Below are 23676 nucleotides of genomic sequence, written 5' to 3'. Positions count from 1 at the left end.
TCCCGGCAGCGAGGCGGCACCGGCGTGCCGGCTGCCGTCTCGCGGGGAGCGGGGGAGCGGCGGCGGACGGCGGCGGGGTCAGGGCTTGATGATCGGGATCGTCGAGGTCTCGACGGCCACCTTGCGGCGGTGCAGGGCGCGCTGCTCGGGCAGCGAGATGTCGAAGATCACCGCGAGCAGACGGATCACGGCCGTCACGACGATCCCCGCGACGGATGCTGCGACGAGCGGTACGCCCAGGGCGTGGGTCGTCGCGAGCACGACGCATCCGGCCCCGGCAGCCACGGCATAGAGCGACCCGACGTGCATGATCGCAACCGGCAGCCCCATGATCATGTCGCGCAGGATGCCGCCACCCACCGCGGCACACACGCCGACGAAGATCGCCGGGATCTCGGGAAACCCGAGCCCGATGGCCTTGCTCGTGCCGAGGGCGCCGAACATGCCGATCACGAGGGCGTCGAGCCCCACGATGAAGCGGTTGAGTCGCTGGAAGATCCCCGCCAGGAGCATGCCGACCAGCGCCGCCGCCGTCGCCGTGATGAGATACCAGTTGCTCTGCAGGGTCGCCGGCGGCACGTTCAGCAGCATGTCGCGGATGAGGCCACCGCCCATTCCCATCACGATTCCGATGATCGCGACACCGAGCAGATCGAGGCGGCGCTGACCGCGGAAGCCCGACGCGAAGAGGGCACCCTGCACGCCGCCGAGTCCGACGGCAGTCAGGTCCACCCACAGTGGGATCTGGAAGAGCGGGTCGTTCACGCATCCATTCTCTCGCCTGGACGGGATAATCAAGTGGTGCCCACCTACCGCGATGAGGTCGTGATCCTGCGCACCCACAAGCTGGGTGAAGCAGACCGGATCCTCACGATGCTCAGCCGCCGCCATGGCAAGATCCGCGCGGTGGCGAAAGGGGTGCGCCGCACGTCGTCGCGCTTCGGCGCACGCCTCGAGCCGTTCATGGTCGCCGACGTGCAGCTCTATCAGGGCCGTTCGCTGGACATCGTGCAGCAGGCCGAGTCGCTGGGCTCGTACGGGGCGGACATCGTCGCCCACTACGACCGGTACACATCGGCTCATGCCATGGTCGAAGCAGCCGACCGCCTCAGCGAGGCCGACGCGACGCACCAGCAGTACCTGCTGCTCGTCGGTGGTCTGCGCTCGCTCGCGCGCGGCGAGCACACGCCGCGCAGCATCCTGGATTCGTATCTGCTGCGGGCGATGGCGCTGTCCGGGTGGGCGCCGGGTCTGTCGGAGTGCGCGCGGTGCGGGCGCCCCGGACCGCACGATGCCTTCGTCGCTCAGCTGGGCGGCACGGTGTGCGCCCAGTGCGCGCCCGCCGGTTCCGCCCGCATCGCCTCCGCGACCGCCGACCTGCTGCGATCGCTCATGGCGGGGGAGTGGGAGAAGGTGGATGCTGCCACCGCGGGGTCGACCGCAGCGGCGTCCGGCCTCATCGCGGCCTACGCACAATGGCACCTCGAGCGTGGCATCCGCTCGCTCGCGCACGTCGGCTCGGAAGGAGCACGATGACCCCGAAGCCGTACACGCACCGTGACGCCGTCGCGTACCGACCGCTGGATTGGACCGGGCAGTACCCGCCCGCGTTCCCGAAGGGCTCCGTGCCGAAGCACGTCGCAATCGTGATGGACGGCAACGGGCGCTGGGCGAACCGGCGCGGCCTCACCCGCGTAGAGGGCCACAAGGCGGGCGAAGCGGCCCTGCTCGACGTCGTCGCCGGTGCCGTGCAGGCCGGCGTGACGCACCTCTCTGTGTACGCCTTCTCGACCGAGAACTGGTCCCGCTCACCCGACGAGGTGCGCTTCCTGATGGGGTTCAACCGCGACGTGCTGCATCGACGCCGCGACCAGCTGAACGAGTGGGGCGTGCGGGTGCGCTGGGCCGGTCGCAAGCCGCGCCTGTGGGGTTCGGTCATCAAGGAGCTGCAGTTCGCCGAGCAGCTCACTCGCGACAACGACGTGCTCACCCTCACGATGTGCGTCAACTACGGCGGTCGGATCGAACTCGTCGACGCGATGCGCTCGATCGCGCAAGACGTCGACGCCGGACGACTGCGTCCGTCTGCCGTGACCGAGCGCCTGATCCGCAGCCGGCTGTACCAGCCCGACATGCCGGACGTCGATCTGTTCATCCGCTCGAGTGGCGAGCAGCGTACGTCGAACTTCCTGCTGTGGGAGTCCGCATACGCGGAGTTCGTGTTCCTCGACACGCTGTGGCCCGATTTCTCGCGCACCGACCTCTGGCGCGCGATCGGCCTCTACCTCGACCGCGACCGTCGCTTCGGGGGCGCCGTCGACACCCCGCGCGGGCCTGCAGAACATTCGCCGGAATAGACGCTGTCCGGGCGCCGTTGCACCGTGCTGTGAGTGAATCCATCAAGATCGACGTCTGGTCCGACATCGCGTGCCCCTGGTGCTACATCGGCAAGCGAAACCTCGAGAACGGTCTCGCGGCCACCGCCGACGATGACGACGCCCCGCACGTCGAGGTGACCTTCCACTCGTACGAACTCTCACCTGACACCCCCGTCGACTTCGACGGAGACGAGATCGACTTCCTCGCGACCCACAAGGGGATGCCGGCCGACCAGGTGCGCCAGATGCTCGATCGCGTGACCGGTGTGGCCTCCGAGGTCGGCCTCGAGTACCGCTTCGAACTGCTGCAGCACACCAACACCCTCAAAGCGCACGAACTGCTGCACTTCGCCAAGGAGCAGGGCCGGCAGCCCGAGCTCGCCGAGCGCCTGATGGCGGCGTACTTCACCGAGGGCCGGCACCTGGGGCGCGTGGACGACCTCGTCTCGCTCGCTGCCGACGCCGGTCTCGACGTCGATGCGGCCCGCGAGGCGCTGCAGTCGGGACGGTTCGCCCCGGCTGTGCAGGCAGACAAGGCACAGGCCGCGGCCTACGGCATCAACGGAGTGCCGTTCTTCGTCATCGACGGCAAGTACGGCGTGTCGGGCGCACAGCCCGCCGAGGCGTTCAGCGAGATCGTCCGCCAGGTGTGGAGCGAGTCCCGCGGCGGCGCGCCCGTCGCCGGCTCCTGATCAGCGCGGCAGGTTCTCTTCGATCACGGCCACGACGGCCGGGTCGTCGGGCTTCGTGGCCGGGCGGAAGCGGTGCACCTCACCTGAGGGAGTGATGACGAACTTCTCGAAGTTCCAGGCGATGCGACCCTTCTTGCCCTCGAGGTCGTGCGCCGCCTTGAGCGCCTGGTAGAGCGGGGCGGCATTCTTGCCGTTCACCTTGACCTTGTCGTGCACGGGGAAGGTGACGCCCCACGTGGTCGCGCAGTAGTCGAGGATCTCGTCCATCGACCCGGGCTCCTGCCCCATGAACTGGTTGCAGGGAAAGCCGACGACGGTGAATCCACGGTCGCCGTAGGCCTTCTGCAGCTCCTCGAGCTGGGCGTACTGCGGAGTCAGTCCGCACTTCGATGCCACGTTGACGACCATGACGACGTCCCCGTCGTACTCCGCGAGTGTCGAGGTCCCTCCGTCGGCGGTCTGGAAGGGGATCTCGCGCAGGTCGGGTGTCGTCTCATCGGTCATATCCCCAGGGTAAAGCCCGGCTGAGCAGCGGGACCGAAAGGGATGGGAGAATGGGAGACGTGACGACTGCCCTCGCTCCTGCACGGACGCTGCGCATCGGGCCCATCGAGCTCGATGCGCCCGTCGTGCTTGCGCCCATGGCGGGAATCACCAACACCGCCTTCCGGCGACTCTGCCGCGAGTACGGCGCGGGGCTGTACGTCAGCGAGATGATCACGACGCGGGCCCTCGTCGAGCGCAACGCCACGACGATGCGCCTCATCACGCACCACGAGTCCGAGACGCCGCGCTCGATCCAGCTCTACGGCGTCGACCCCGCGACGACCGAGGCTGCCGTGCGCCTGCTCGTCGACGAAGACCGAGCAGACCACATCGATCTCAACTTCGGATGCCCCGTGCCCAAGGTCACCCGCCGGGGCGGGGGAGCAGCCCTGCCGTGGAAGCTCGGCCTGTTCCGCGAGATCGTGACGCGCGCGGTGCGCGCCGCGGGCGATGTGCCTCTCACGATCAAGATGCGCAAGGGCATCGACGCCGACCATCTGACGTACCTCGACGCCGGCCGCATCGCCGAAGACGCGGGTGTCGCCGCCGTCGCACTGCACGCCCGTACCGCGTCGGAGTTCTACTCGGGCCAGGCCGACTGGACCGCCATCACGGCGCTCAAACAGGCCGTCACGAGCGTGCCCGTGCTCGGCAACGGCGATATCTGGGCAGCGGACGACGCGGTGCGCATGATGACCGAGACCGGGTGCGACGGGGTCGTCGTCGGACGCGGCTGCCTCGGGCGCCCGTGGCTGTTCGGAGACCTCGCCCGATCGCTCGGAACCCCCGACGCGCAGGGGCCCGGCAGCGCTCCCGTCGATGCGACGCTCGGCTTCGTCGCGCACGCCTTCCGCCGCCACGCCGAGCTGCTCGTCGACTTCTTCGATGACGAGGTCCGGGGCTGCCGCGACATGCGCAAGCACGTCGCGTGGTACTTCAAGGGCTACCCCGTCGGCGGCGAGACACGGGCGGCACTCGCGGCCGCCTCGACGCTCGCCGAAATCGACGACCTTCTGGCCACGCTCGACCTCACCGCGCCGTACCCGGGGGCGGATGCCGAAGGCCAGCGGGGGCGCGCCGGCTCGCCCAAGCGACCCGCGCTGCCGCAGGGGTGGCTCGACTCCCGCGAAATCGGCTCCGCCGCGAGCAGCGCCCTCGCCGAAGCGGAGCTCGACCACAGTGGCGGGTGAGCAGACGGCGGTCGAGCCCCTCGCCCGGCCGCTGGGTTACGACGACCGCGACGCAGAACGCCTCTTCACCGAACGACACCGCTCGCTGCGCGACGACTTCGCGCGCGACCGTGCCCGCGTGCTGCATTCGGCGGCGCTGCGACGCCTCGCCGCGAAGACACAGGTGCTGAGCCCCGCGAGCCCCGCCGACTTCGCGCGCAACCGGCTGACGCACTCCCTCGAGGTCGCGCAGGTCGGACGCGAGCTCGCCACCGCGCTGCAGCTGTCGCCCGACGTCGTCGACACGGCGTGCCTCAGCCACGACCTCGGACACCCGCCGTTTGGGCACAACGGCGAACGTGCGCTCAACGACTGGGCTGAGGACATCGGCGGATTCGAGGGCAACGCCCAGACGCTGCGTATTCTGACGCGGCTCGAGCCGAAGACGATCGGCGCCGACAAAGCGACGTTCGGCCTCAATCTGACGCGCGCGAGCCTCGACGCGACGTGCAAGTACCCGTGGACGGCCGCGCACCCGCTGCCCGACCCCGGCGGCCGTCTGAAGTTCGGCGTGTATCCCGACGATGAGCCCGTCTTCCACTGGATGCGCGCCGGTGCTCCCGGTCGCGTGCGCTGCATCGAGGCCGAGGTCATGGACCTCTCGGACGACATCGCCTACTCGGTGCACGACTTCGAAGACGCCATCGTCAACGGCTACCTGCGGCCCGACTGGCTCGGCGACCCCGCGCAGCACGACGCGCTGCTGAACGGCATCCAGGCGTGGGTCGGCTTCGACTTCCCCCGGGATGCACTCGCCGACGCGCTCTACCGCCTCATGCGAATGCCGGAGTGGATCACGTCGTTCGACGGCACGCGCGGCGACTTGGCCCGGCTGAAGAACCTCACGTCCGACCTGATCGGACGCTTCGCGCGCGCCGCGACCACGGCGACCCGCGATGCATACTCGGTGACGGCATTGACCCGCTACCGCGCACACGTCGTCGTTCCCCCCGTCGTCGCCGCGGAGATGGCGGTGCTGAAGGGCATCATCGGCACCGCGGTCGTCTCGATCGAGGGGCGCAAGGAGCTCTACAAGGAGCAGCGTCGTGTTCTGAGGCGGCTGGCATCGGCGCTGTGGGAATCGCCCGATTCGCTCGACGCTCTGCACGCCGCGGACTTCGCCGCCTGCGCGTCGGATGCCGCACGCCGACGGGTCGTCGTCGATCAGGTCGCGAGCCTCACCGACCAGCTCGCGATCGCCTGGCACGAACGTCTCGTCGGAGACGTCGATGCGGCATCCATCGGGGTGTGGGCGCCCGGCGCGACGACATCGTCAACTCTCGCAGAGGCGACCTGATGGCGGGGCGCATCCGTCAAGCCGACGTCGACGAGGTCAAGGCCCGCACCAACATCGCCGACATCATCGGAGAGCGCGTCGCCCTCAAGAACGCGGGCGTGGGGGCGATGAAGGGGCTCTGCCCCTTCCACGACGAGCGCAGCCCCAGCTTCAACGTGCGCCCGCAGGCGGGCTTCTACCACTGCTTCGGATGCGGCGAGTCCGGCGACGTCTACTCGTTCCTGCGCGCCATGGATCACGTGTCGTTCCAAGAGGCGGTCGAACGGCTCGCGGGGCGCATCGGCTACTCGCTGCACTACGAAGACGGCGGATCGGCCCCCGAGACGAGCGGACGCGCCCGCCTGTATGCCGCGAACGCCGCGGCGGCCGAGTTCTTCCGCGAGCAGCTCATGACCCCCGAGGCCGAGACCGCACGTCGGTTCCTCGGCGAGCGGGGCTTCGACGCGGGAGCGGCGGCGCACTTCGGGGTGGGCTACGCACCGCGGGGCTGGTCCGGCGTCATCGCGGCGCTCCGACCCCGGGGGTTCACCGACGACATCCTGACGCAGGCCGGCCTCGTCTCGCAGGGGCAGCGCGGCGTGTACGACCGGTTCCGGGGTCGGCTCGTGTGGCCCATTCGCGATGTGACGGGGCAGGTCATCGGCTTCGGGGCACGTCGCCTGTTCGACGACGACAAGGGGCCCAAGTACCTCAACACCCCCGAGACGACGATCTACAAAAAGGCGCAGGTGCTCTACGGGCTCGACCTCGCCAAGCGCGACATCTCGCGCCAGCACCGTGTCGTCGTCGTCGAGGGGTACACAGACGTCATGGCGTGCCACCTCGCCGGCATCACGACGGCGGTGGCCACGTGCGGCACGGCGTTCGGCACCGACCACATCACGATGCTCCGCCGCGTCATGGGCGACGATACGACGGCCGGCGAAGTCATCTTCACGTTCGATCCGGACGCCGCCGGCCAGAAGGCGGCGCTGCGCGCCTTCGCCGACGCGAAGCGCTTCAATGCGCAGACCTATGTCGCGACCGGGCCCGAAAGTCTCGATCCGTGCGATCTGCGCCTCGAGCGCGGCGACGGTGCGGTGCGCGCCCTCATCGAACGCAAAACGCCGATGGTGGAGTTCGTGCTCGATCAGCGCATCGGCGGTTTCGATCTCGCGGCCGCCGAAGGGCGCGTGGGAGCACTGCGCGCCGCCGCGCCGGTCGTGGCAGACCTGCGCGACGCGCTGCTGCAGCCGGAGTACATCCGCGTGCTCGCGCGGCGCCTCGGGATGGACACCGAAGACGTGCGCCGCGAAGTCGAACGCGCTGGCCGCAGCGCACGGCGGAACGCCGACCAGGTCACACCACGCGCGGGTGGCCAGCCTGACGCCGAGACGCCCGTCGAGCGCGTGACGATCGCCTCGCTTCCACGGGTGAAGGACGTCTCGCTCGAGCGAGACGCGCTGATGGGCTTCTTGCAGTTCGGGCACCGGCTCGACGATGCCCTCGTCGCGCGGGCGACGGCGCTGACGTACCGGCATCCGGCGCTGGACGCGGTGCGGCAGGCGATCGCTTCCGCCCCGGATCGGCAGCGGATCGGTTGGGCTGCCGAAGCTGTCGGCACCGTCCGGGAGCCGTATCGCTCACTCGCGGCCGAGTTGCTCGCGGCCGATTTTCCCGCGCTCACCGACGATCTGGCTGTCGCCTCTGCCGCCGATCTCGCGCGCCGCCTCATCAGCCGCGCACTGGAGTTCGAGAAGAGCGAGCATCTCGGCGCGATCCAGCGCGTGCCGCCGGACTCCGAGGCCGGTCGCGTGATCCGTCTGCGACTGCGCGAGATCGATGCGGAGCGCCGCCGGCTCGCCGAGGAGTCCTGACCTCTCGGTCGTGTCCGCTGGCCGCTCGCTCGATCACCGGGCAAAATGGCGTGATGAGCTCTCCTCGAGAAGCTGACGCCGCGATCAGGGCCGGTGATCTCTCGATCGCCCAGGCGGGTCGTCTCGGCTCGGAGCGCCTCGTCGACGGTGTGTCGTTCACTCTGCAGCACGGCAGCACCCTCGCCCTGATGGGTCCGACGGGATCGGGCAAGTCCAGTGTGCTCGGCGTGCTGGCCGTCGAGTCCGCGACGGGACTGGCGATCGTCGGAGGCGACGCCTGGATCGACGGCATCTCGGTGCGTCGGCCCGGTCGTTCGCACCGGCTGCTCGACTACATGACGGGATATCTGCCGCAGTCAGCCGGCGCGGCACTGCCCGCCCGCCACACGGTCTCAGAGGTGATCAGCGGACCGATCACGAGTCGTGACCGGCATATCAACCAGCGCGCCCTCGCCGTACGGGTCGCCACACTGCTCGACGAGCTCATGCTTCCGCTGGGAGCCGCCGGCAAGTACCCCTACGAGTTGAGCGCGGGAATGCGGCAGCGTGTGGCGTTCGCGCGGGCGCTCGTGTTGCAGCCCAAGGTGCTGCTGGCAGACGAGCCGTTCGCCAACATGGACGTCGAGGTGCGCGTCGCAGCGCGCGAGGCGATCATGCGCCGCCGCGACGAGTACGGCATGTCCACGCTCGTCGTGACGAACGAACCGGATGTCGCGACGGAACTGCGTGCTGACGTGCTCGTCCTGCACGCGGGGCACCCTGTCGCATATGGGCGGAGCCCCGACGATCTGCTGTGGACGCCGGGAATCGAATCGGATCGGCGATTGATCGCCACCTGATGTCACGAGCACACTCTGAGATTTGGTACGCTATCTGAGTTGCCTCGCGAAAGCGGGGCTCTTCCTCGGTAGCTCAATTGGCAGAGCAATCGGCTGTTAACCGATAGGTTCTTGGTTCGAGTCCAAGCCGGGGAGCGAGGGCCTTCGTGCATCTACACGAAGCCTCACCAAGACCCGGGCTTCCACCCCGGGTCTTACTTTTTTCTCGGGTGGCCGCCGCGGCGCTTCAGCCCTCGAGATCGTCGATTCCGGGCGTCCAAGCCTGACCAGGACGCCCCCATCCGCGCTTGCGGGCGATCTTCTGCGCGGTCTTCCAGTCACCGTCGGCGAGTCGATCGACGTAGAGGACACCGTCGAGGTGGTCGTACTCGTGCTGAATGATGCGGGCACGCCAGCCGTCGACCTCGATGCGGACCGGCTCGCCCTCGAGATCCGTGCCCGTCACCAGCACGGCGTCAGAGCGCCGCAGCGGAAACCGCTCCCCGGGGAAAGACAGGCAGCCTTCAGATTCCTCGTCGGGGTCTGGGTGTCCGGGCAGCGGAGGACGGATCCAGAGGTCGGGGTTGATGATGACGCCGCGCCAGGGCTGACCCTCGTCGTCTTCGTAGCTGTACGTGAAGATGCGCAGCGGAACACCCACCTGCGGAGCGGCGAGGCCCACGCCGGGTGCGGCATCCATCGTTTCGTACATGTCCGCGACGAGGGTCCGGATGTCATCGGTGATGTCGGTGACAGGGGAAGCAGGAGCGTGCAGGACGAGATCGCCCATGATGCGAATCGGGAGAACAGCCACGCCTTGAGCCTATCGAGCAGTGACGAGGACTAGTGTCAAGGGGTGATTCTGATGGACGGGATGATCGGTGACGTCACCGGCGAACTCATCGGTGTCTTTCGCGACCCCGCGATCCTGACCGGCATCCCGCTGGCCCTGCTCGGCGCCATCTTCATGTCCTTCGGAGCGCAGTATCAGCACCGCGGCGTCGTGAAGGTCGAGCATCTCACGGGCTCGTCGGGAAGCAGCGGCCTGTCGGGCAAGCAGCTCGCCAGCCTGCTCAAGCGGCCGTCCTGGGTCTTCGGTTCGGCGATGCTGGGCGCGGCGATCCTCTGCCAACTCGGCGCACTCGCGTTCGCGCCACTCATCGTCGTGCAGCCCCTCGGCGCGATCTCGCTCGTCATCACGACACTGCTGAACGCCCGCGTCAGCGGGCACAAGCCGACGCGCCAGTCGATCCGCTCGATCATCGCGTGCGTCGGGGGCGTCTTCATCTTCGTCACGATCGCCGCCTTCGTCGCCACCGAGCAGGAGATCGACGAAGGCGAGCTCATCACGATCCTCAGCCTGCTCGGCGTCGTCATCGTCATCTTCGGCGCCCTGTGGCTGTGGCTGCGCAAGCGCGCACAGGCGCTCTTCTACATCGTCGCTTCCGGCGTGATCTACGGCTTCGTAGCCACCCTGGCGAAGGTGGTCATCAAGCGGGTGCAAGCCGGCGACTTCGAGTGGCTGACCCTTCTGTGCCTCGTCGCGCTCCTCGGCGCGACCGCCGCCGGTGCCTACTTCGTGCAGACCGCCTACTCGGTCGGCCCGCCTGATCTCGTCATCGCGGGCCTCACCGTGATCGACCCCATCGTCGCGGTGCTCATCGGCCTGATCATTCTGCAGGAGGCTGCGACGGCGCCCGTCGGCGCGTTCATCGGCTTCGCCGTCGCCGGAGCGATCGCCATCTACGGCGTCGCGACGCTCGCCCGAAACCACCCGCAAGTGCTCAGCGACAGTCGCGAGCTGCCGTTCGAGCGGGGCAGTCGCGGCAACAGCAAGAAAGACCCGGACTCGGCGGCCTAGTAGGCTCCTTGTCGAACGGGGCGGTGGCCAAGCTGGTCAAGGCAGCGGGCTCATAACCCGACGATCGTGGGTTCAAGTCCCACCCGCCCTACGACTGAGGGGCCGCCCACCGGGCGGCCCCTCATCTGTGCCACAGGGGCTAGGCGGTCGTGAGCTGGCCGCGCACGATCGAGTCGCCGGAGTGTGCCGGGTCACCATCGAGTGGCTCGAACGAGATGTCCACGAGGTCGTAGTCGTCCAGGTCGATTCCGCTCGGGATGTCGAAACGACCGCTCTCGCCGGTCAGCACACCGAGGCTCACGAGAGCCTCCCCGTCGTTGCGGATCAGCCACACCTCGCGATAGGTGTCCGGCGCATCCGCGCCATCCAGGTTCACGGTGAGGAATCGTGCACCATCACGGTCCCGTTCGACGGCGGCCGACCCGACGGCATCCGGGTGATCCGGGAACGGATCGAGGGCTGCGGTCGCGATCGAGGTCGGTGCCATGCGCGCGTTGACCACGCCCCAGGTGCCTGCTCCCACCACGGCGACTCCCGCCAGCGATGCCGCCAGGACCCACGCCGTCCGCCAGCCCGCTCTCCGCTCTCGGCGCAGTCTCGACGCGGGGGCGTCCGACGGGGCAGGAGCAGTCTCGGGGATCGGGGGAGTCGTGACGGGAGCGGGCCGTTCCAGCAGAAGTTCGTCGGCGATCCGCGCCCACACACGCTCGGGCGGAGCCTCGAGCTCGCCGTCGTGGATGGTGGACCGCGCGATCGTCGTGACTCGGATCATCTCCGAGACTTCGGCCGCGCATACGGGACAGGAGGCGAGGTGTTCGGTCTGCTCGTGGTCGTCGAGCGGCTCGCCGAGTGCGATCAGTGCGAGCTGTTCGGGATCAAGATGCGACATGGTTCACCTCCAGACGGTCGCGCAGTCGCTTGAGACTGCGTCGGATATGGCTCTTCACGGTACCGAGTGGCATCGCCAGTCTTCGCGATATCTGCTCGTGGGTGAGATCGTCGAAGAACGCCAAGCGCATGACTTGCTGCGCGTCGGGTTCGAGCAGTTTGAGTTCATGGGCCACGAGGATCTGTTCGGACAGGTCCGCGTGGTCCTGGACGAGGTCGTCGGGCCTCGTGAGGCGTTCCATCTCCTGCTGGAGCGCACGCACTTTCGATCGCGATTCGAGGGTGTCGGCGATCCGTCGGCGCGCGATCGCCACGAGCCAGGTCGACAGTTTCGACTTGCGCGGATCGTAGGACGCTCGTGAGGTCCAGGCAGAGACGAAGGTCCGCTGGGTGATGTCCTCTGCATCGCCGCGATCTCCGACCGACCGCAACGCGAGCGTGAACACAACGGGTGACCACCGCCGATACAGCTCCGCGAGGGCGGCCTCGTCACCCGCGACGAAACGGGTGTTGAGAGCCTCCTCGGCATCCGATTGCGTATTCACGATCTCCTCGTCGGCACTCACCGTCACACCTCCCGGGCGACCGCGACGACGTTCTCGCGGTACCGCCCCGTCGCACTGTCGTAGAGACCACCGCATGTGATGATCACCACAGCGGGAGCGCCGTCTCTGCGGAAGAGTTCGGTCGTCGGGAGCCCCGTCTTGTCGTAATTGACGACGGACTCCACGACGAAGCTGCGGGTCGTGCCGTCGGCAGCGACGACGTCGACCTTTTCTCCGACGGCAGCATCACGAAGGCGGGCCAGCGGACCGATCGGGTAGTCGGGTGCGTCGACATGGGCTGCCAGAACGATGTTGCCTTCACTGCTGGCCGCGTCCGCACCGTAGCGATACCAGCCGGCGACCGCGGGGTCCTCCGGCAGCTCCATCTGTCCGTTGCTCTCCACGCCGACCGGAAAGATCGGCATATCCACGCCCAGCCCGGGCATGACCAGTCGTTCAGGAGCCACGGCGACCGTGGGTGCTTCCAGTGCCCCGGATCGAACCGGGACGCTGACGGCGGGAGTGGGAGCGGGCGACGACGTGACCGCACGGTCGCCGGTTGGGGGAAGCGACCGGGTCGCGTCGCCCGCCCCCACGGGTGAGCATGCAACGAGGCATGCCGCAGCGGTCACAGCCAGGAGTCCGCGAACGAACACCGGGCCGATCCGCCGCGGCACGCCCCGGCTCATCAGCGGCCCGCCTGCTGACGGGTGTGCATGGTAACGACGGCGCCGGCCGCGATCACGATCGCGCCGATCGCGGCGATCCAGCCGACGCTCGTGGCGGTGTCACGAGCGGCGAGGTAGCCCGCCGAGCCCGACGGCACGCCGTCCGGCGTGGAGTGCAGGCCCGAGATCGTCTGCGAGGCCAGTGCGAGGTTGCCGTCTTCGGCGCTGCCCCAGGCGTAGACGATCGTGAGGACGCCTTCCTGAATCTGCACGTCCGCCGGGCCGATCACGGGATCGGTCGTGCCCGTGAGGGCGACTGCTGCCTGCACGGTGCCGGCGGGGAGATTGAGCGTCGCCTCGTCAGGGTTCGAGAGGTCCTCGACGACGGGGCTTCCCCCCGCGAGGATGTCCACGGCAGGTGCCGCCGCGACGTGGCGCACCGTGAGGCGGCCCTCTCCGGCCGCGGTGGTGGCGGTGTCGTTGGTGAAGAGGTTCAGTCCGGGGTCACCGGCCTCGGTGAGGTGAGCGACGGCGGTGAAGTTGCCACCCGCGGTCAGCGTGATCGTGGCGGGCCCGAGCACCGGCGAGCTGGCGTCTGCGGCATCCGGCGCGGTGAGGGCGACCTCGTAGTCGCCCGCAGGAAGTTCGAGCGGCCCGGCGAGATCTCCCGGCTGGAAGTCATCGAGCGTGAGATCACCGTTGACGTAGACGTCCACCGGCGTGTCGGGAATGCCGTGCAGCACCGAGAGCTGGGCGGCATCGGCCGTGGATGCCGACGCGGGGAACGCGAGGCCGAGGGCCGCGATGATGCCGACGGTGACGCCGGCAGCTGCTGTCTTTCGCACTGTCTTCCTCCTTATGAGAAGGCGGTGATTTCCGCCTATGAAAGTGCTTTCTCCTCGAATGGCCGTTTTGGATGCACCTGAATGCAGATTGATCAAAGAACTTTCACTGCGTCCGCTTTGGGGCCTCGCCGCGGCTGTGTTTCCGCTGCCGCGGCGGCCGTGATGCGGTTGGCCATACCCCGGAAGATCACGCCATGGAAGGGGAGGACCGCCAGCCAGTACGCGCGGCCGGCCAAGCCGCGCGGAAAGAAGATCGCGCGCTGTCGGTAGCGGGAACCCGCGCCTTCTGCGCTCGCCCGCATCTCGAGCCATGCTTCACCGGGCACCCTCATCTCGGCGCGCAGACGCAGCAGCGATCCGTGCTCGACGGCTTCGACGCGCCAGAAATCGAGTGCGTCACCGACCTGCAGTCGGGACTGGCTGCGTCGACCACGTGCCAGGCCGACGCCGCCGACGAGTTTGTCGAGCCATCCCCGCAGCGCCCACAGCACGGGGCTCGAGTACCAGCCGTTCGCGCCGCCGATTCCCGAGATGACTCGCCACAGCGATTCGACCGGGGCGCGTGAGGTGGCCGACCGCTCATCGACGTAGGCTGTGCGCCCCGCCCAATCCGGATCGCTGGGCAGCAGATCTCCGGGCGCTGTCAGGACTCCCGCATCCTGCCAGCTCGTCTCCACTCCGTCTTCGCCCAGCCGGCGCAGCGCCAGTCGCATGGCCTGGCGATAGGGCGTCAGGCCGCCCTCGGGCGGGAGGATGATGTCGTCGATGCGGTGATCCGCCATGACGCAGTCGTTCTGCAACGACTCCACGAGGGGTCTCGCCAGCGATCGCGGTATCGGCGTGACGAGGTTCACCCAGTGCGACGCGAGACGTGGAGTCAGCACGGGCAGCGCGGCGATCGCTCGTTGCGGTAGTCCCGCTTCGACGGCGTAGCCGTTCATCATCTGGCCGTAGCGGAGGACGTCGGGGCCGCCGATGTCGAACTGGCCGCTGACCGGGTTCGGAAGCCGCGCAGCGCTCATCAGGTAGTGCAGCACGTCGCGGACCGCGATCGGCTGGATCCGATTGCGCACCCACCGCGGAGCAGGCATGTAGGGCAGCACGTCGGTGAGGTGGCGCACCATCTCGAACGACGCGGAGCCTGAGCCGATCACGACTCCCGCTTGGAGAACGAGGGTCGGCACCCCACCGGCCCGCAGGATCTCGCCCACCTCGACCCGTGACCGAAGGTGCGGCGAGAGGTCCTCGCGCGGATGCAGGCCACCCAGGTACACCAGCTGTCCGACCCCCGCTTCGGCGGCGGCAGCGGCGACGGTTCTCGCGATGGTCCGGTCGGTCTGTTCGAAGTCCCGGCCGGTCCCGAGCGAATGGATGAGGTGAAACGCGACGTCGACTCCCTCCATCGCGCGCGAGAGGACCCGGCAATCCTGCGCCGACCCCTCGATGACGTCGACGTCCTTGCCCCATGGGAAGGCGAGTGCGCGATCACGAGAGCGCGCCAGCACACGCACGCGGTATCCGGCATTGAGAAGCCGGGGCACGAGGCGACCCCCGATGTAGCCGGTTGCTCCGAGGACCAGGACGAGCGGGGGAGGGACGCGATCCTCGGGAGCGCGAAGATGGGGCTCTCGGCCCGTGGGCGACGAAAGATCCATGGCTGTCCACTCCCCTAATTGCTAGCTAGGCTAGCTATTCCTGGAACGTACACCACCTTCTAGCGAAGCAAAACCTGCTGGCACTCGCAGGGCGAGAGTGCTAATCTGTTCGCACTTGAGCCCCTTCGGCTCAAGTTCCATCGCTCGGAGCACCGTCCGAGCCCGCTCGAAGGAGATGATGATGGCAACATATGATCCGCTCCGCGAACTGGAGCGCTTTGCACAGACGATGCTCGGCCAGAGCAGTCGGGGTCCGCGTGAGATGCCGATGGATCTGTACCGGGCCGGCGACCACTACGTCCTGACCGCCGACCTACCCGGCGTCGATCCCGGATCGGTCGACGTCGACGTCGATGGACAGCTGCTCACCATCCGCGCCGAGCGCACGCTCGCGACAGGCGATGAGGTGACCTGGATCACTCGGGAGCGAGTCGCGGGCAGCTACCTGCGCCAGCTCAGTCTGGGACAGGGAATCGACACCGAGCGCATCTCGGCGACCTACCGCAATGGTGTCCTGAGCGTGACTCTGCCGGTCAGCGAGCGGGCCAAGCCCCGCAAGATCTCGATCGACACCGATGACCGTTCCTCCGAACTGAAGATCGAAGAATCGCGCCCGACCGTCGACGCGTAAGCCCTCCACTGGGTCGTGCCCTCGGGCTGAACGGGGGCACGACCCGGTCCCACACGCTCAACGAAGAGAAGGACATGGTCAAAGACGTGAGCAATAGGTACGCACTGAAACGACTGACCTCGTTGGAATGGATTCTCGTGGACGCATCACGCGACGAGCACGATCCCTTCCGCACCATCGCCTGCATCTACCGCGTGGACGATCTGGAGTGCGATGTCGTATGGCTGCGCGACATGGGCCTGCGTGAGCGGTACGCGACTCCCCAGGAGGTGCGGGACGCCGTCATCGAGGTGACGGCACCCGCTCCGGCTTCGGACGGCGACGCCCCGGTGCTCTCCCTGCCGGGAGCGCGCTACATGGCGGCGGCGATGTAGGAGTACTTGACGAACACTTCATGAGCGATGCCGGCCTCCTCGAGGACGCCCTGCACCGCCGTGAGCATGTACTTCGAATCCCACCCCATGTACAGGTGGGTGTTCTCGTCGAGCTGGTCCCACTGTCCGTTCCATGAGCGGGTCGGATAGAGGGGTCCGCCGCGACGGGCGCTGAAGGCGACGACGCTCTCACGGGAGTCGGCCCACAGTCGCTTGAAGATCCGGTTGAAGAGGTACTTCACGTCGTGCACTTCCCAGTGCTCGCCGCGGTACTCGGTATAGTCGAACTCCCGCTCCCAGCCGCGCGGCCAGCCGCGCCGCCGGACGGCGTCGAGGATCGGCGTGAGGCCGTCGTCGTCGATGAGCACTGAGGCGGGGCGGGCCCAGATCTCGAGGAACCGGGCGCTCAGTCGCGCCGTGCGCGCCGTTATCGCCGCGGTGCCCCAGGATGCCTCGTCGGCGAGGGCGCGGGTGTCGTCGATCTCGCTCGCGCGATAGAGCTCGCGCTTGGCCGGGAAGTCGCGATCCAGCGCGCGCTCCGCGAGTGGCTCTTCGAGCAGCGCGAGGTTGCCGAGGGTCTGCGCGAGCGCGCGGTGGCTGTTCTGCTCGTCTTCGGAGTAGTCCGCCCACGCGCGCACTCCGTCGCCCGTCCAGGCATCCGAGGGGGCCAGCGGGAAGAGATGTTCGACATCGAGTCCATCCGCAGACGACACTTCGGCGATCCGGCCGAGGACGTACACGGCGTGCGGAAGATCGCCGTACTTGAGGGCAACGCGCACCCGCTCGTCGGACGGCGTGATGCGGGCGATGGCGTGCACGAGCGCCTGCGCGCCCTCGTCTCGCGCACGGCAGAGCCGTGCGACGAGGCGCTCGTTCGGGAGGCCCACGACCGTGCGGCGAAGCAGGAGCGCCTGCATGTGCTCGAGGGTCGCCAGCAGGTCTGAGCGATCGGTCCGTCCCGTGCTCGCGTCTCGGTGGGCGCGCATGATCAGGGGATACGCGATGCGACCGAAGGTGTTGATGTAGCTCAGGTGACGCGAGACCTCGACGTCGTCTTCGAGCGTCGGGTCGAGGAGTGTCCGATAGATCTCGGCGTGCGCCCGCCATTCCGCGGCATGCGCGCGCAGGGTCGCGACATCGATGCGCGGGAACTCCTGGCGAAACGCACTGTAGACGCCGTGCTCGCCGGCGACGGCGACCTCACGGCCCGTGATCATGATGAGGTAGTGCCGCCAGAAGGCGCCGATCGCCGAACCGGTGCTCTGCTCGATCGGCACCCAGTAGTCGTGCTCGATCTCGGTCTGCTCGTCGTGCGTGAGGCCCATCAGCACGTAGTTGTGGATGAGCTCATGATCACGCAGCGGCTCACCCGTCGAGTTGAGACTCGCGAAGATCTGCTGCGCGTTCGCACCCGCTCCGAGGGTGATCGCCACGTGCTCGAGCCGCTGGAGACCCCGCCAGATGGCGGGCGCCTCGCCCGGACTGATCTGGCTGCGGAAGAAGGCGTAGTTGTCGTCGAAGCGCGAGTCACGCTCGTCGATGTCGGTCGAGCGCCGGTTGAGCACGACGTCCTGGAAGACATCGGCCCACGCGCGGTGGGGCCGCAGTTTCGTGCGCGCCGGATCATCGGCGCGGACGAGCACGGCTTCGAGTTCGGCGGCGAGCTCCGGGTCGCTCTCGCCGATCGTGTGATGCAGCGCCGCGACGAGCAGCATGAGCGTCGTGACACGCTGCTGGCCGTCGATCAGCACGAGATCGGCGGCACCACCAGCGGCATCCGCGTCGACCGAGGACAGGATCGACCCGATGAAGTGCATCGTGCGGGACGGCGAATCGGCGACGGCGCGGACATCGGCCAGCAGCTGCTCGCAGCCTCCGATGTCCCAGCGGTACTGTCGCTGATAGACCGGGACGACGATCGTGATGTCCGGTGCCGAAAGCCACGCGATGGTGTTGACCGCGGTCGCATCGATGTTCGTGGCTGTGGCCATCACGTCGCTTCGCCTCCTGCTCATCGGGTGTGCAGATATCCGCGGAAGAATCGTCGCGGCCCCGCCGCCGTCGAGTTTAGCCCTGCGGCGTGTGCGCCACCGGCGGACGCAGACCACCCCGCTCGTCCTCCGGGAATCACCCAGACCGCGGAGGTAGGCTTGCCTAAGTTGGGCCTGTTAAAACGTGCTGGCCCCCTACGAAAGGCTGATCCACCTCATGGGTTACATCAAGTCTGCCGCGCTCGAAGAGACCGGCTATGTCGTCCTCGACAGCTACAACCAGGAGCTCGATCCGAAGGAGTGGCTCGACCTCGAGTACAACGACTGGAAGTCCTCGGGCGACACCCGCTTCGCACCGCTCGCCAGCGCCTTCGGCGAGATCGAGTGCAACGGGTTCTGGAACCACAAGCCCCCGCGCACCGACAAGGACGGCGTCTGGATCGACTCGCAGGTCGCCAAGGCCCCGATCCTCGCGCGTCGCGCGCAGGAGCCCGGCGCCAACGTCGGTCGGTGCCGCGTGATCGAGCTGCAGCCGACGCCTTACGGGGAGTGCCTCTACAACCTGCACCAGGACGACAACAACCGCCTCAACCCCGACGGCACGGGCTGGGTCGTCCGCGGATTCTTCAACCTGACCGATGACGCGACCAGCTACTTCGTCCTGCGCGAGAACCGCACCGACCCCGAGGGCGAGGTGCGCATCGCGCTGCCCGCCGGCGCACAGCTGATCGTCGACACGCAGCGCCTGTGGCACGCGGCCACGCACAACGGCGATGAGCCGCGCTACTGCCTCATCACGTCGTGGACCTCGGGTCCCGAGCTCGACGCCTACATCGAGAAGTACAACGGCGTGAACCGTGTCGACAACGTCGAGGTGCCGCAGGACGTGCTCGAAGCCGGCTACGCCGAGCAGGCACGCAAGGATGCCGCACGCGCCGCGTACTACGCAGCCAAGGGCCAGGCCATGCGGAATGTCATGAGCGAGGCCTGACCTTCGTTCCGCGCGATGCCCCCGACCCCTCCAGGTCGGGGGCATCGCTCATGACACGCCGGAACCACACGATTGTCATTCCCGGGTCGCGTGGGTGATAATGACCACAGCACAACAGAACAAGCCGCGGTGAGCCGTGTCAGGTCGTAGGGGAAGACGCACCTGACGAAACGGAGAACATCATGGCGACATCGCAGGCGCGTGGAGTGGTTCTCATCCATTCCGCGCCACGAGCGTTGTGCCCCCACCTCGAGTGGGCGGTAGGTCGCGCCCTTGGGCGCGCCGTCAACTTCGAGTGGGCCGACCAGCCTGTCCTCGAGGGCAGCCGTCGCGCCGAGTTCTACTGGGACGGCACAGCCGGCACGGGCGCCGCGCTGGCGACAGCGATCCGCGGTTGGGAGCACTTGCGTTTCGAGGTCACCGAAGACCCCACTCCGCGCAGTGATGGCGGCCGCTGGATGCACACGCCCGGTCTCGGCGTCCACTATGCGCAGACCGACTCCGCCGGCAACATCGTCATCGGTGAAGACCGCATCCGGTACGCGATGGAACTCGCCGCCGGTGACCCGCAGGAACTCCAGCGGGAACTGCAGATCGCACTCGGCTCGGCGTGGGATGAGGAGCTGGATACCTTCCGGCACGCGAGCGATGACGCTCCGGTGGTCTGGCTGCACAAGGTCGGGTAGATGTGGGGCGGTGGCGAGGCGCGACTAGCGGACGCCGGTGACGACTCCCGGTACTGAGAAAGCGAATCGCCGCCGCCCGATAACCACAGACGCCCCCGGCGATCGAACCGATCACCGGGGGCGTCTTGGCGTGCTCAGACGGACGCGAACGCGACGACCGCGTTGTGCCCGCCGAAGCCGAACGAGTTGCTGATCGCCAGCTGGTCCCCGTCGCCCAGGGGAGTCGGAGATCCAGAGAGGCGGAACGGGACCTCGGGGTCCTGCTCGGTGATGTTGATCGTGGGCGGAGCGATCCGGTCGCGCAGTGCGAGCACGGTGAAGATGCCCTCGAGCGCGCCCGTGCCACCCAGCAGATGTCCCGTCGATGCCTTCGTGGCCGAGACCGGGATCTCGTCGACGCGGTCGCCGAAGACGCTGCGCAGCGCCTGATACTCATTGGGATCGCCCACGGGAGTCGACGTCGCGTGTGCGTTGACGTGCGTCACGTCGCCGGGGGCGGCGTCGGCCATATCGAGCGCCATGCGCACGGCGCGTGCCGCGCCCGCGCCTGAGGGGTCATTCGCCGTGATGTGGTACGAATCCGCCGTCACACCGCCACCGACGACGGCGGCGTAGATCTTCGCACCGCGAGCCTTTGCATGCTCCTCGGTCTCGAGGATGAGCACGCCGGCGCCCTCACCCATGACGAACCCGTCGCGGTCGATGCTGCCGGGCCGCGACGCCGTCGCGGGGGAGTCGTTGCGGCGCGAGAGGGCCTGCATCGAGGCGAACGAGGCGATCGTGATCGGGTGGATCGCGGACTCCGTGCCCCCCGCGATCACGACGTCTGCCAGCCCTGCGCGCAGGTGCTCGACGGCGTTGACGATCGATTCCGTGCTCGAAGCGCATGCGCTGGCCACCGTGCGCGCATACGCGCGTGCGCCGAAGTGCAGCGAGAGGTTCCCCGCGGCCGCGTTCGGCATCAGCATCGGCACCGTCATCGGCATGACCCGACGGGGCCCCTTCTCGCGGAGAGTGTCCCAGGCGTCCAGCAGCGTCCAGACTCCGCCGATGCCCGTCGCGAAGTCGACGCCGAGACGCTCCGCCTCGACCTCGGGGCTGCCGGCATCGGCCCACGCTTCGAGTGCGGCGACGAGCGCGAACTGCGACGACGGGTCGAGCCGCTTCGCCATCGGGCGCTCGAGCACCGTATCGGGGCGCACGAGCGCCTCGGCCGCGAAGGTGACGGGCAGCTGGTACTTTTCGACCCACTCGTGCTCGAGGGACCGGGCGCCGGACGCGCCGGAGAGCAGTGCGGACCAGCTTTCGGGTGCGGTGCCACCGAGAGGCGATGACGCCCCGATGCCGGTAACGACGATGCGTGACATGGTCATAGACGGATGTTCCTCGCAGAAGGTTTGATCCGGTGGGGGCCGGAAGCCCCCACCGGTGATCGTGCTATGCCTGGTTCGACGTGATGAAGGTGACGGCGTCGCCGACGGTCTTGAGGTTCTTGACCTCGTCGTCAGGGATCGTGACGCCGAACTTCTCTTCTGCGTTGACGACGATGGTCATCATCGAGATCGAGTCGATGTCGAGGTCATCGGTGAACGACTTCTCGAGGGCGACCTCATCGGCCGAGATTCCCGTCTCGTCCGTGATGAGCTCGGCGAGTCCGGTGAGGACCTCGTCGTTGGTGAGTGCCATTTTTTCTCCTGTCATTCGGATTCCGGACCGGCCGGTCCGGAATCAGTGTAGGGCTGGGGTCGCACGCGTCAGGGGAGGACGACGACCTGCGCGCCGAAGACGAGGCCGGCGCCGAACCCGATCTGAAGCGCAAGTCCGCCGCTGAGCTCAGGGTGCTCCTCGAGCAGCCGATGCGTCGCGAGCGGAATCGAGGCAGCTGACGTGTTCCCCGTGGTCTCGATGTCGCGCGCCACGACGACGCTCTCGGGAAGCTTCAACTGCTTGGCGAATTCGTCGATGATCCGCATATTGGCCTGGTGCGGCACGAAAGCGGCGAGATCGGATGCCTCGACACCGGCGGCCTCCAGTGCTTGGCGAGCGACCTTGACCATCTCCCACACCGCCCAGCGGAAGACCGTCGGGCCCTCTTGGCGCAGCGTCGGCCACGGCACCTCGCCGTCGCGGAACTGCGTCAAAGTGCCGTTCATCGCGACGGCATCCGCTTTGGATCCGTCCGAACCCCACACCGTTGGGCCGATGCCGGGCGTGTCGCTGGGTCCGATCACGACCGCGCCGGCGCCGTCGCCGAGAAGGAACGAGATGCTCCGGTCGGTGGGGTCCACGACGTCGCTGAGCTTCTCGACGCCCACGACGACCGCGTAGGTGGCAAGGCCACCGCGGATCAGGGCGTCACCCTGTGCGACGCCGTAGGCGAAGCCCGCGCACGCCGCGTTCAGGTCATAGGCCGCGGCGGGGTTCGCTCCGATGCGGTCGGCCACGATCGCCGACACGGACGGGGTCTGGCGCGGGTTCGAGATCGTGGCGACGAGCACGGCGTCGATCAGAGCCGGATCGATGCCCGAGCGCTCGACCGCCTCGCGGGCGGCATCCGTCGCCATCTCGATGGCCGTCGTCTCTTTGACCGCCCGCATGCGCGTCACGATGCCCGTGCGCTGGCGGATCCATTCGTCGCTCGAATCGATGGGGCCGACGAGGTCTTCGTTCGGCACGGCGATCTCGCCGCGTGCCGCGCCATACGCGTAGATCCGCGTGTGGGCCGGGCCGGTCGGCTGAACGATCGTGCGATTCATGCGGTGCCTCCTGAGAGCAGGGCGACGGCAGCGTCGAGGTCAGCGGGGGTCTTCAGCGCGACGGTCGGCGTGCCACGCAGTGCGCGCTTGGCGAGCCCCGTGAGGGTTCCCGCCGGGGCGAGCTCGATGATGCCGGTCGCTCCGGCATCGCCGAACGCCGTCATACAGAGGTCCCACCGCACGGGAGAGGCGACCTGCTCCACGAGCAGGCGCGCGAACTCCGAGCCCGACGACACGACGGATCCGTCGTGGTTGGTCCACACAGTGAGGGCGGGATCGTTCACATCGACACCCGCGACCGCGGAACGCAAGGCGTCGACGGCCGGCGCCATGAAACGCGTGTGGAAGGCACCCGCGACCTGAAGCGGAATGACGCGCGTGCCGGCGGGAGGCTCGGCCGTGAGCGCCGCAAGCGCAGCGTGTGCGCCGGCGGCGACGATCTGGCCCCCGCCGTTGTAGTTGGCGGGGGTGAGGTCGAGCTCCTCGAGACGCGAGACGACAGCCGCCTGGTCGCCGCCGATGACCGCGCTCATGCCGGTCTGTTCGAGCGCAGCTGCCTCGGCCATCGCACGCCCGCGGATGCCGACGAGGCGCATCGCGTCTTCTTCCGAGAGGACGCCCGCGGCCGCGGCGGCGGCGAACTCTCCGACGGAGTGGCCGGCGACGCCCTGAACGGCGTGCTTCGCTCCGAGCGCCGACCACGACAGCAGGCTCGCGGCGACGATGAGGGGCTGCGCGACCTGGGTGTCGCGGATGCGGTCGGCATCCCACTGGGTGCCGGCGGCGACGAGATCGACCCCTGCCCATTCGGAGTAGGAGGCGAGTCGCTCGGGGACCCCGTCGAGTTCAAGCCACGGAGTCAAGAAGCCGGGGGACTGAGAGCCCTGTCCGGGGAAGACCGCAATGATCACTTACTCATCCTGCCAATCATCGTCTCTGCGGATCTGGCGAGTCTCGCACAAGAATCCC

25 protein-coding genes and 2 tRNA genes are annotated in these 23676 nt (G+C 68.2%); 14 read left to right on the top strand and 13 right to left on the bottom strand.

The window, feature by feature from the left end; genetic code table 11:
* Positions 1-78: 78 nt before the first annotated feature.
* Entirely contained in the window at positions 79-765 is a 687-nt protein-coding gene (locus AC25YV_RS07550) for a trimeric intracellular cation channel family protein (RefSeq protein WP_488123216.1), read from the bottom strand.
* A gap of 36 nt (positions 766-801) precedes the next feature.
* Here AC25YV_RS07550 and recO point away from each other — a divergent pair, with 36 nt between their 5' ends.
* The 3 genes from recO to AC25YV_RS07535 are packed head-to-tail and all read left to right on the top strand — an operon-like array spanning position 802 to position 3070.
* A complete protein-coding gene (gene recO / locus AC25YV_RS07545) occupies positions 802-1536 on the top strand; it encodes a DNA repair protein RecO (RefSeq protein WP_488123215.1) in 735 nt (244 codons plus the stop codon).
* Complete coding sequence (locus AC25YV_RS07540) at positions 1533-2357, top strand: isoprenyl transferase (RefSeq protein ID WP_488123214.1); 825 nt, start codon at positions 1533-1535, stop codon at positions 2355-2357. Before recO ends, AC25YV_RS07540 begins: the two co-directional genes overlap by 4 nt.
* A gap of 29 nt (positions 2358-2386) precedes the next feature.
* Positions 2387-3070: a DsbA family oxidoreductase gene (locus tag AC25YV_RS07535; protein WP_488123213.1), complete on the top strand. Its 684-nt coding sequence runs from the start codon at positions 2387-2389 to the stop codon at positions 3068-3070.
* Here the strand turns inward: AC25YV_RS07535 and AC25YV_RS07530 are convergent, their stop codons facing one another.
* On the bottom strand, positions 3071-3574 hold the full coding sequence (locus AC25YV_RS07530) for a glutathione peroxidase (protein WP_488123212.1): 504 nt from the start codon (positions 3572-3574) through the stop codon (positions 3071-3073).
* 50 nt (positions 3575-3624) lie between these two features.
* On the opposite strand from AC25YV_RS07530, the gene dusB reads away from it, so the two are divergent.
* From dusB to AC25YV_RS07505, 5 genes are all read left to right on the top strand, one after another.
* Positions 3625-4806 (top strand): tRNA dihydrouridine synthase DusB, encoded by a 1182-nt coding sequence (gene dusB / locus AC25YV_RS07525; protein ID WP_488123211.1) that lies wholly within the window; start codon positions 3625-3627, stop codon positions 4804-4806.
* Positions 4796-6142 carry a deoxyguanosinetriphosphate triphosphohydrolase gene (locus tag AC25YV_RS07520; protein ID WP_488123210.1) on the top strand — a complete coding sequence of 449 codons (1347 nt, stop codon included), beginning with the start codon at positions 4796-4798 and terminating at the stop codon, positions 6140-6142. Before dusB ends, AC25YV_RS07520 begins: the two co-directional genes overlap by 11 nt.
* Positions 6142-7998: a DNA primase gene (gene dnaG / locus AC25YV_RS07515; RefSeq protein WP_488123209.1), complete on the top strand. Its 1857-nt coding sequence runs from the start codon at positions 6142-6144 to the stop codon at positions 7996-7998. Before AC25YV_RS07520 ends, dnaG begins: the two co-directional genes overlap by 1 nt.
* A 53-nt stretch (positions 7999-8051) precedes the next feature.
* Positions 8052-8837, top strand: coding sequence for an ATP-binding cassette domain-containing protein (locus AC25YV_RS07510; RefSeq protein WP_488123208.1), 786 nt, complete (start codon positions 8052-8054; stop codon positions 8835-8837).
* 62 nt (positions 8838-8899) lie between these two features.
* A tRNA-Asn gene (locus tag AC25YV_RS07505) sits at positions 8900-8972 on the top strand.
* Between the two features lie 91 nt (positions 8973-9063).
* On the opposite strand, the gene def is transcribed toward AC25YV_RS07505, so the two are convergent.
* Positions 9064-9630, bottom strand: coding sequence for a peptide deformylase (def, locus tag AC25YV_RS07500; protein ID WP_488123207.1), 567 nt, complete (start codon positions 9628-9630; stop codon positions 9064-9066).
* A gap of 51 nt (positions 9631-9681) precedes the next feature.
* On the opposite strand from def, the gene AC25YV_RS07495 reads away from it, so the two are divergent.
* On the top strand, positions 9682-10677 hold the full coding sequence (locus tag AC25YV_RS07495) for a DMT family transporter (RefSeq protein WP_488123434.1): 996 nt from the start codon (positions 9682-9684) through the stop codon (positions 10675-10677).
* Between the two features lie 17 nt (positions 10678-10694).
* A tRNA-Ile gene (locus AC25YV_RS07490) sits at positions 10695-10768 on the top strand.
* Positions 10769-10816: 48 nt separating this feature from the next.
* Here AC25YV_RS07490 and AC25YV_RS07485 read toward each other — a convergent pair.
* The 5 genes from AC25YV_RS07485 to AC25YV_RS07465 all read right to left on the bottom strand — a co-directional run bounded on the left by AC25YV_RS07485 (position 10817) and on the right by AC25YV_RS07465 (position 15278).
* On the bottom strand, positions 10817-11566 hold the full coding sequence (locus AC25YV_RS07485; protein WP_488123206.1) for an anti-sigma factor: 750 nt from the start codon (positions 11564-11566) through the stop codon (positions 10817-10819).
* A complete protein-coding gene (locus AC25YV_RS07480) occupies positions 11553-12011 on the bottom strand; it encodes an RNA polymerase sigma factor (RefSeq protein WP_488123205.1) in 459 nt (152 codons plus the stop codon). Before AC25YV_RS07480 ends, AC25YV_RS07485 begins: the two co-directional genes overlap by 14 nt.
* A gap of 122 nt (positions 12012-12133) precedes the next feature.
* Positions 12134-12577, bottom strand: a complete 444-nt coding sequence (locus AC25YV_RS07475; RefSeq protein ID WP_488123204.1) for a class F sortase — start codon at positions 12575-12577, stop codon at positions 12134-12136.
* A gap of 221 nt (positions 12578-12798) precedes the next feature.
* The gene (locus tag AC25YV_RS07470) at positions 12799-13623 is read right to left on the bottom strand and encodes a DUF4397 domain-containing protein (protein ID WP_488123203.1); all 825 of its coding nucleotides are present in this window, start codon (positions 13621-13623) and stop codon (positions 12799-12801) included.
* A 92-nt stretch (positions 13624-13715) separates the two neighbouring features.
* Positions 13716-15278: an SDR family oxidoreductase gene (locus AC25YV_RS07465; RefSeq protein WP_488123202.1), complete on the bottom strand. Its 1563-nt coding sequence runs from the start codon at positions 15276-15278 to the stop codon at positions 13716-13718.
* Positions 15279-15459: 181 nt separating this feature from the next.
* Between AC25YV_RS07465 and AC25YV_RS07460 the strand changes: the two genes are divergently transcribed.
* Positions 15460-15909 carry an Hsp20/alpha crystallin family protein gene (locus AC25YV_RS07460; protein ID WP_488123201.1) on the top strand — a complete coding sequence of 150 codons (450 nt, stop codon included), beginning with the start codon at positions 15460-15462 and terminating at the stop codon, positions 15907-15909.
* 137 nt (positions 15910-16046) lie between these two features.
* On the top strand, positions 16047-16283 hold the full coding sequence (locus AC25YV_RS07455; RefSeq protein WP_488123200.1) for a hypothetical protein: 237 nt from the start codon (positions 16047-16049) through the stop codon (positions 16281-16283).
* On the opposite strand, the gene AC25YV_RS07450 is transcribed toward AC25YV_RS07455, so the two are convergent.
* Positions 16262-18274, bottom strand: coding sequence for a DUF262 domain-containing protein (locus AC25YV_RS07450; protein ID WP_488123433.1), 2013 nt, complete (start codon positions 18272-18274; stop codon positions 16262-16264). The genes AC25YV_RS07455 and AC25YV_RS07450 overlap by 22 nt on opposite strands.
* Before the next feature lie 217 nt (positions 18275-18491).
* Between AC25YV_RS07450 and AC25YV_RS07445 the strand changes: the two genes are divergently transcribed.
* Positions 18492-19265, top strand: a complete 774-nt coding sequence (locus tag AC25YV_RS07445) for a hypothetical protein (RefSeq protein WP_488123199.1) — start codon at positions 18492-18494, stop codon at positions 19263-19265.
* 182 nt (positions 19266-19447) lie between these two features.
* Positions 19448-19951, top strand: coding sequence for a DUF3145 domain-containing protein (locus AC25YV_RS07440; protein ID WP_488123198.1), 504 nt, complete (start codon positions 19448-19450; stop codon positions 19949-19951).
* Positions 19952-20085: 134 nt separating this feature from the next.
* Here AC25YV_RS07440 and AC25YV_RS07435 read toward each other — a convergent pair whose 3' ends face one another.
* From AC25YV_RS07435 to AC25YV_RS07420, 4 genes are all read right to left on the bottom strand, one after another.
* A complete protein-coding gene (locus tag AC25YV_RS07435; RefSeq protein ID WP_488123197.1) occupies positions 20086-21324 on the bottom strand; it encodes a beta-ketoacyl-[acyl-carrier-protein] synthase family protein in 1239 nt (412 codons plus the stop codon).
* Positions 21325-21388: 64 nt separating this feature from the next.
* Complete coding sequence (locus AC25YV_RS07430; RefSeq protein ID WP_488123196.1) at positions 21389-21637, bottom strand: acyl carrier protein; 249 nt, start codon at positions 21635-21637, stop codon at positions 21389-21391.
* A gap of 68 nt (positions 21638-21705) precedes the next feature.
* Positions 21706-22707, bottom strand: a complete 1002-nt coding sequence (locus AC25YV_RS07425; protein ID WP_488123195.1) for a beta-ketoacyl-ACP synthase III — start codon at positions 22705-22707, stop codon at positions 21706-21708.
* Entirely contained in the window at positions 22704-23618 is a 915-nt protein-coding gene (locus tag AC25YV_RS07420) for an ACP S-malonyltransferase (RefSeq protein ID WP_488123194.1), read from the bottom strand. Before AC25YV_RS07420 ends, AC25YV_RS07425 begins: the two co-directional genes overlap by 4 nt.
* Positions 23619-23676 lie beyond the last annotated feature (58 nt).

The organism is Microbacterium sp. Y832 (assembly GCF_057669765.1).
This window is presented reverse-complemented; position numbering and strand designations above follow the sequence as displayed.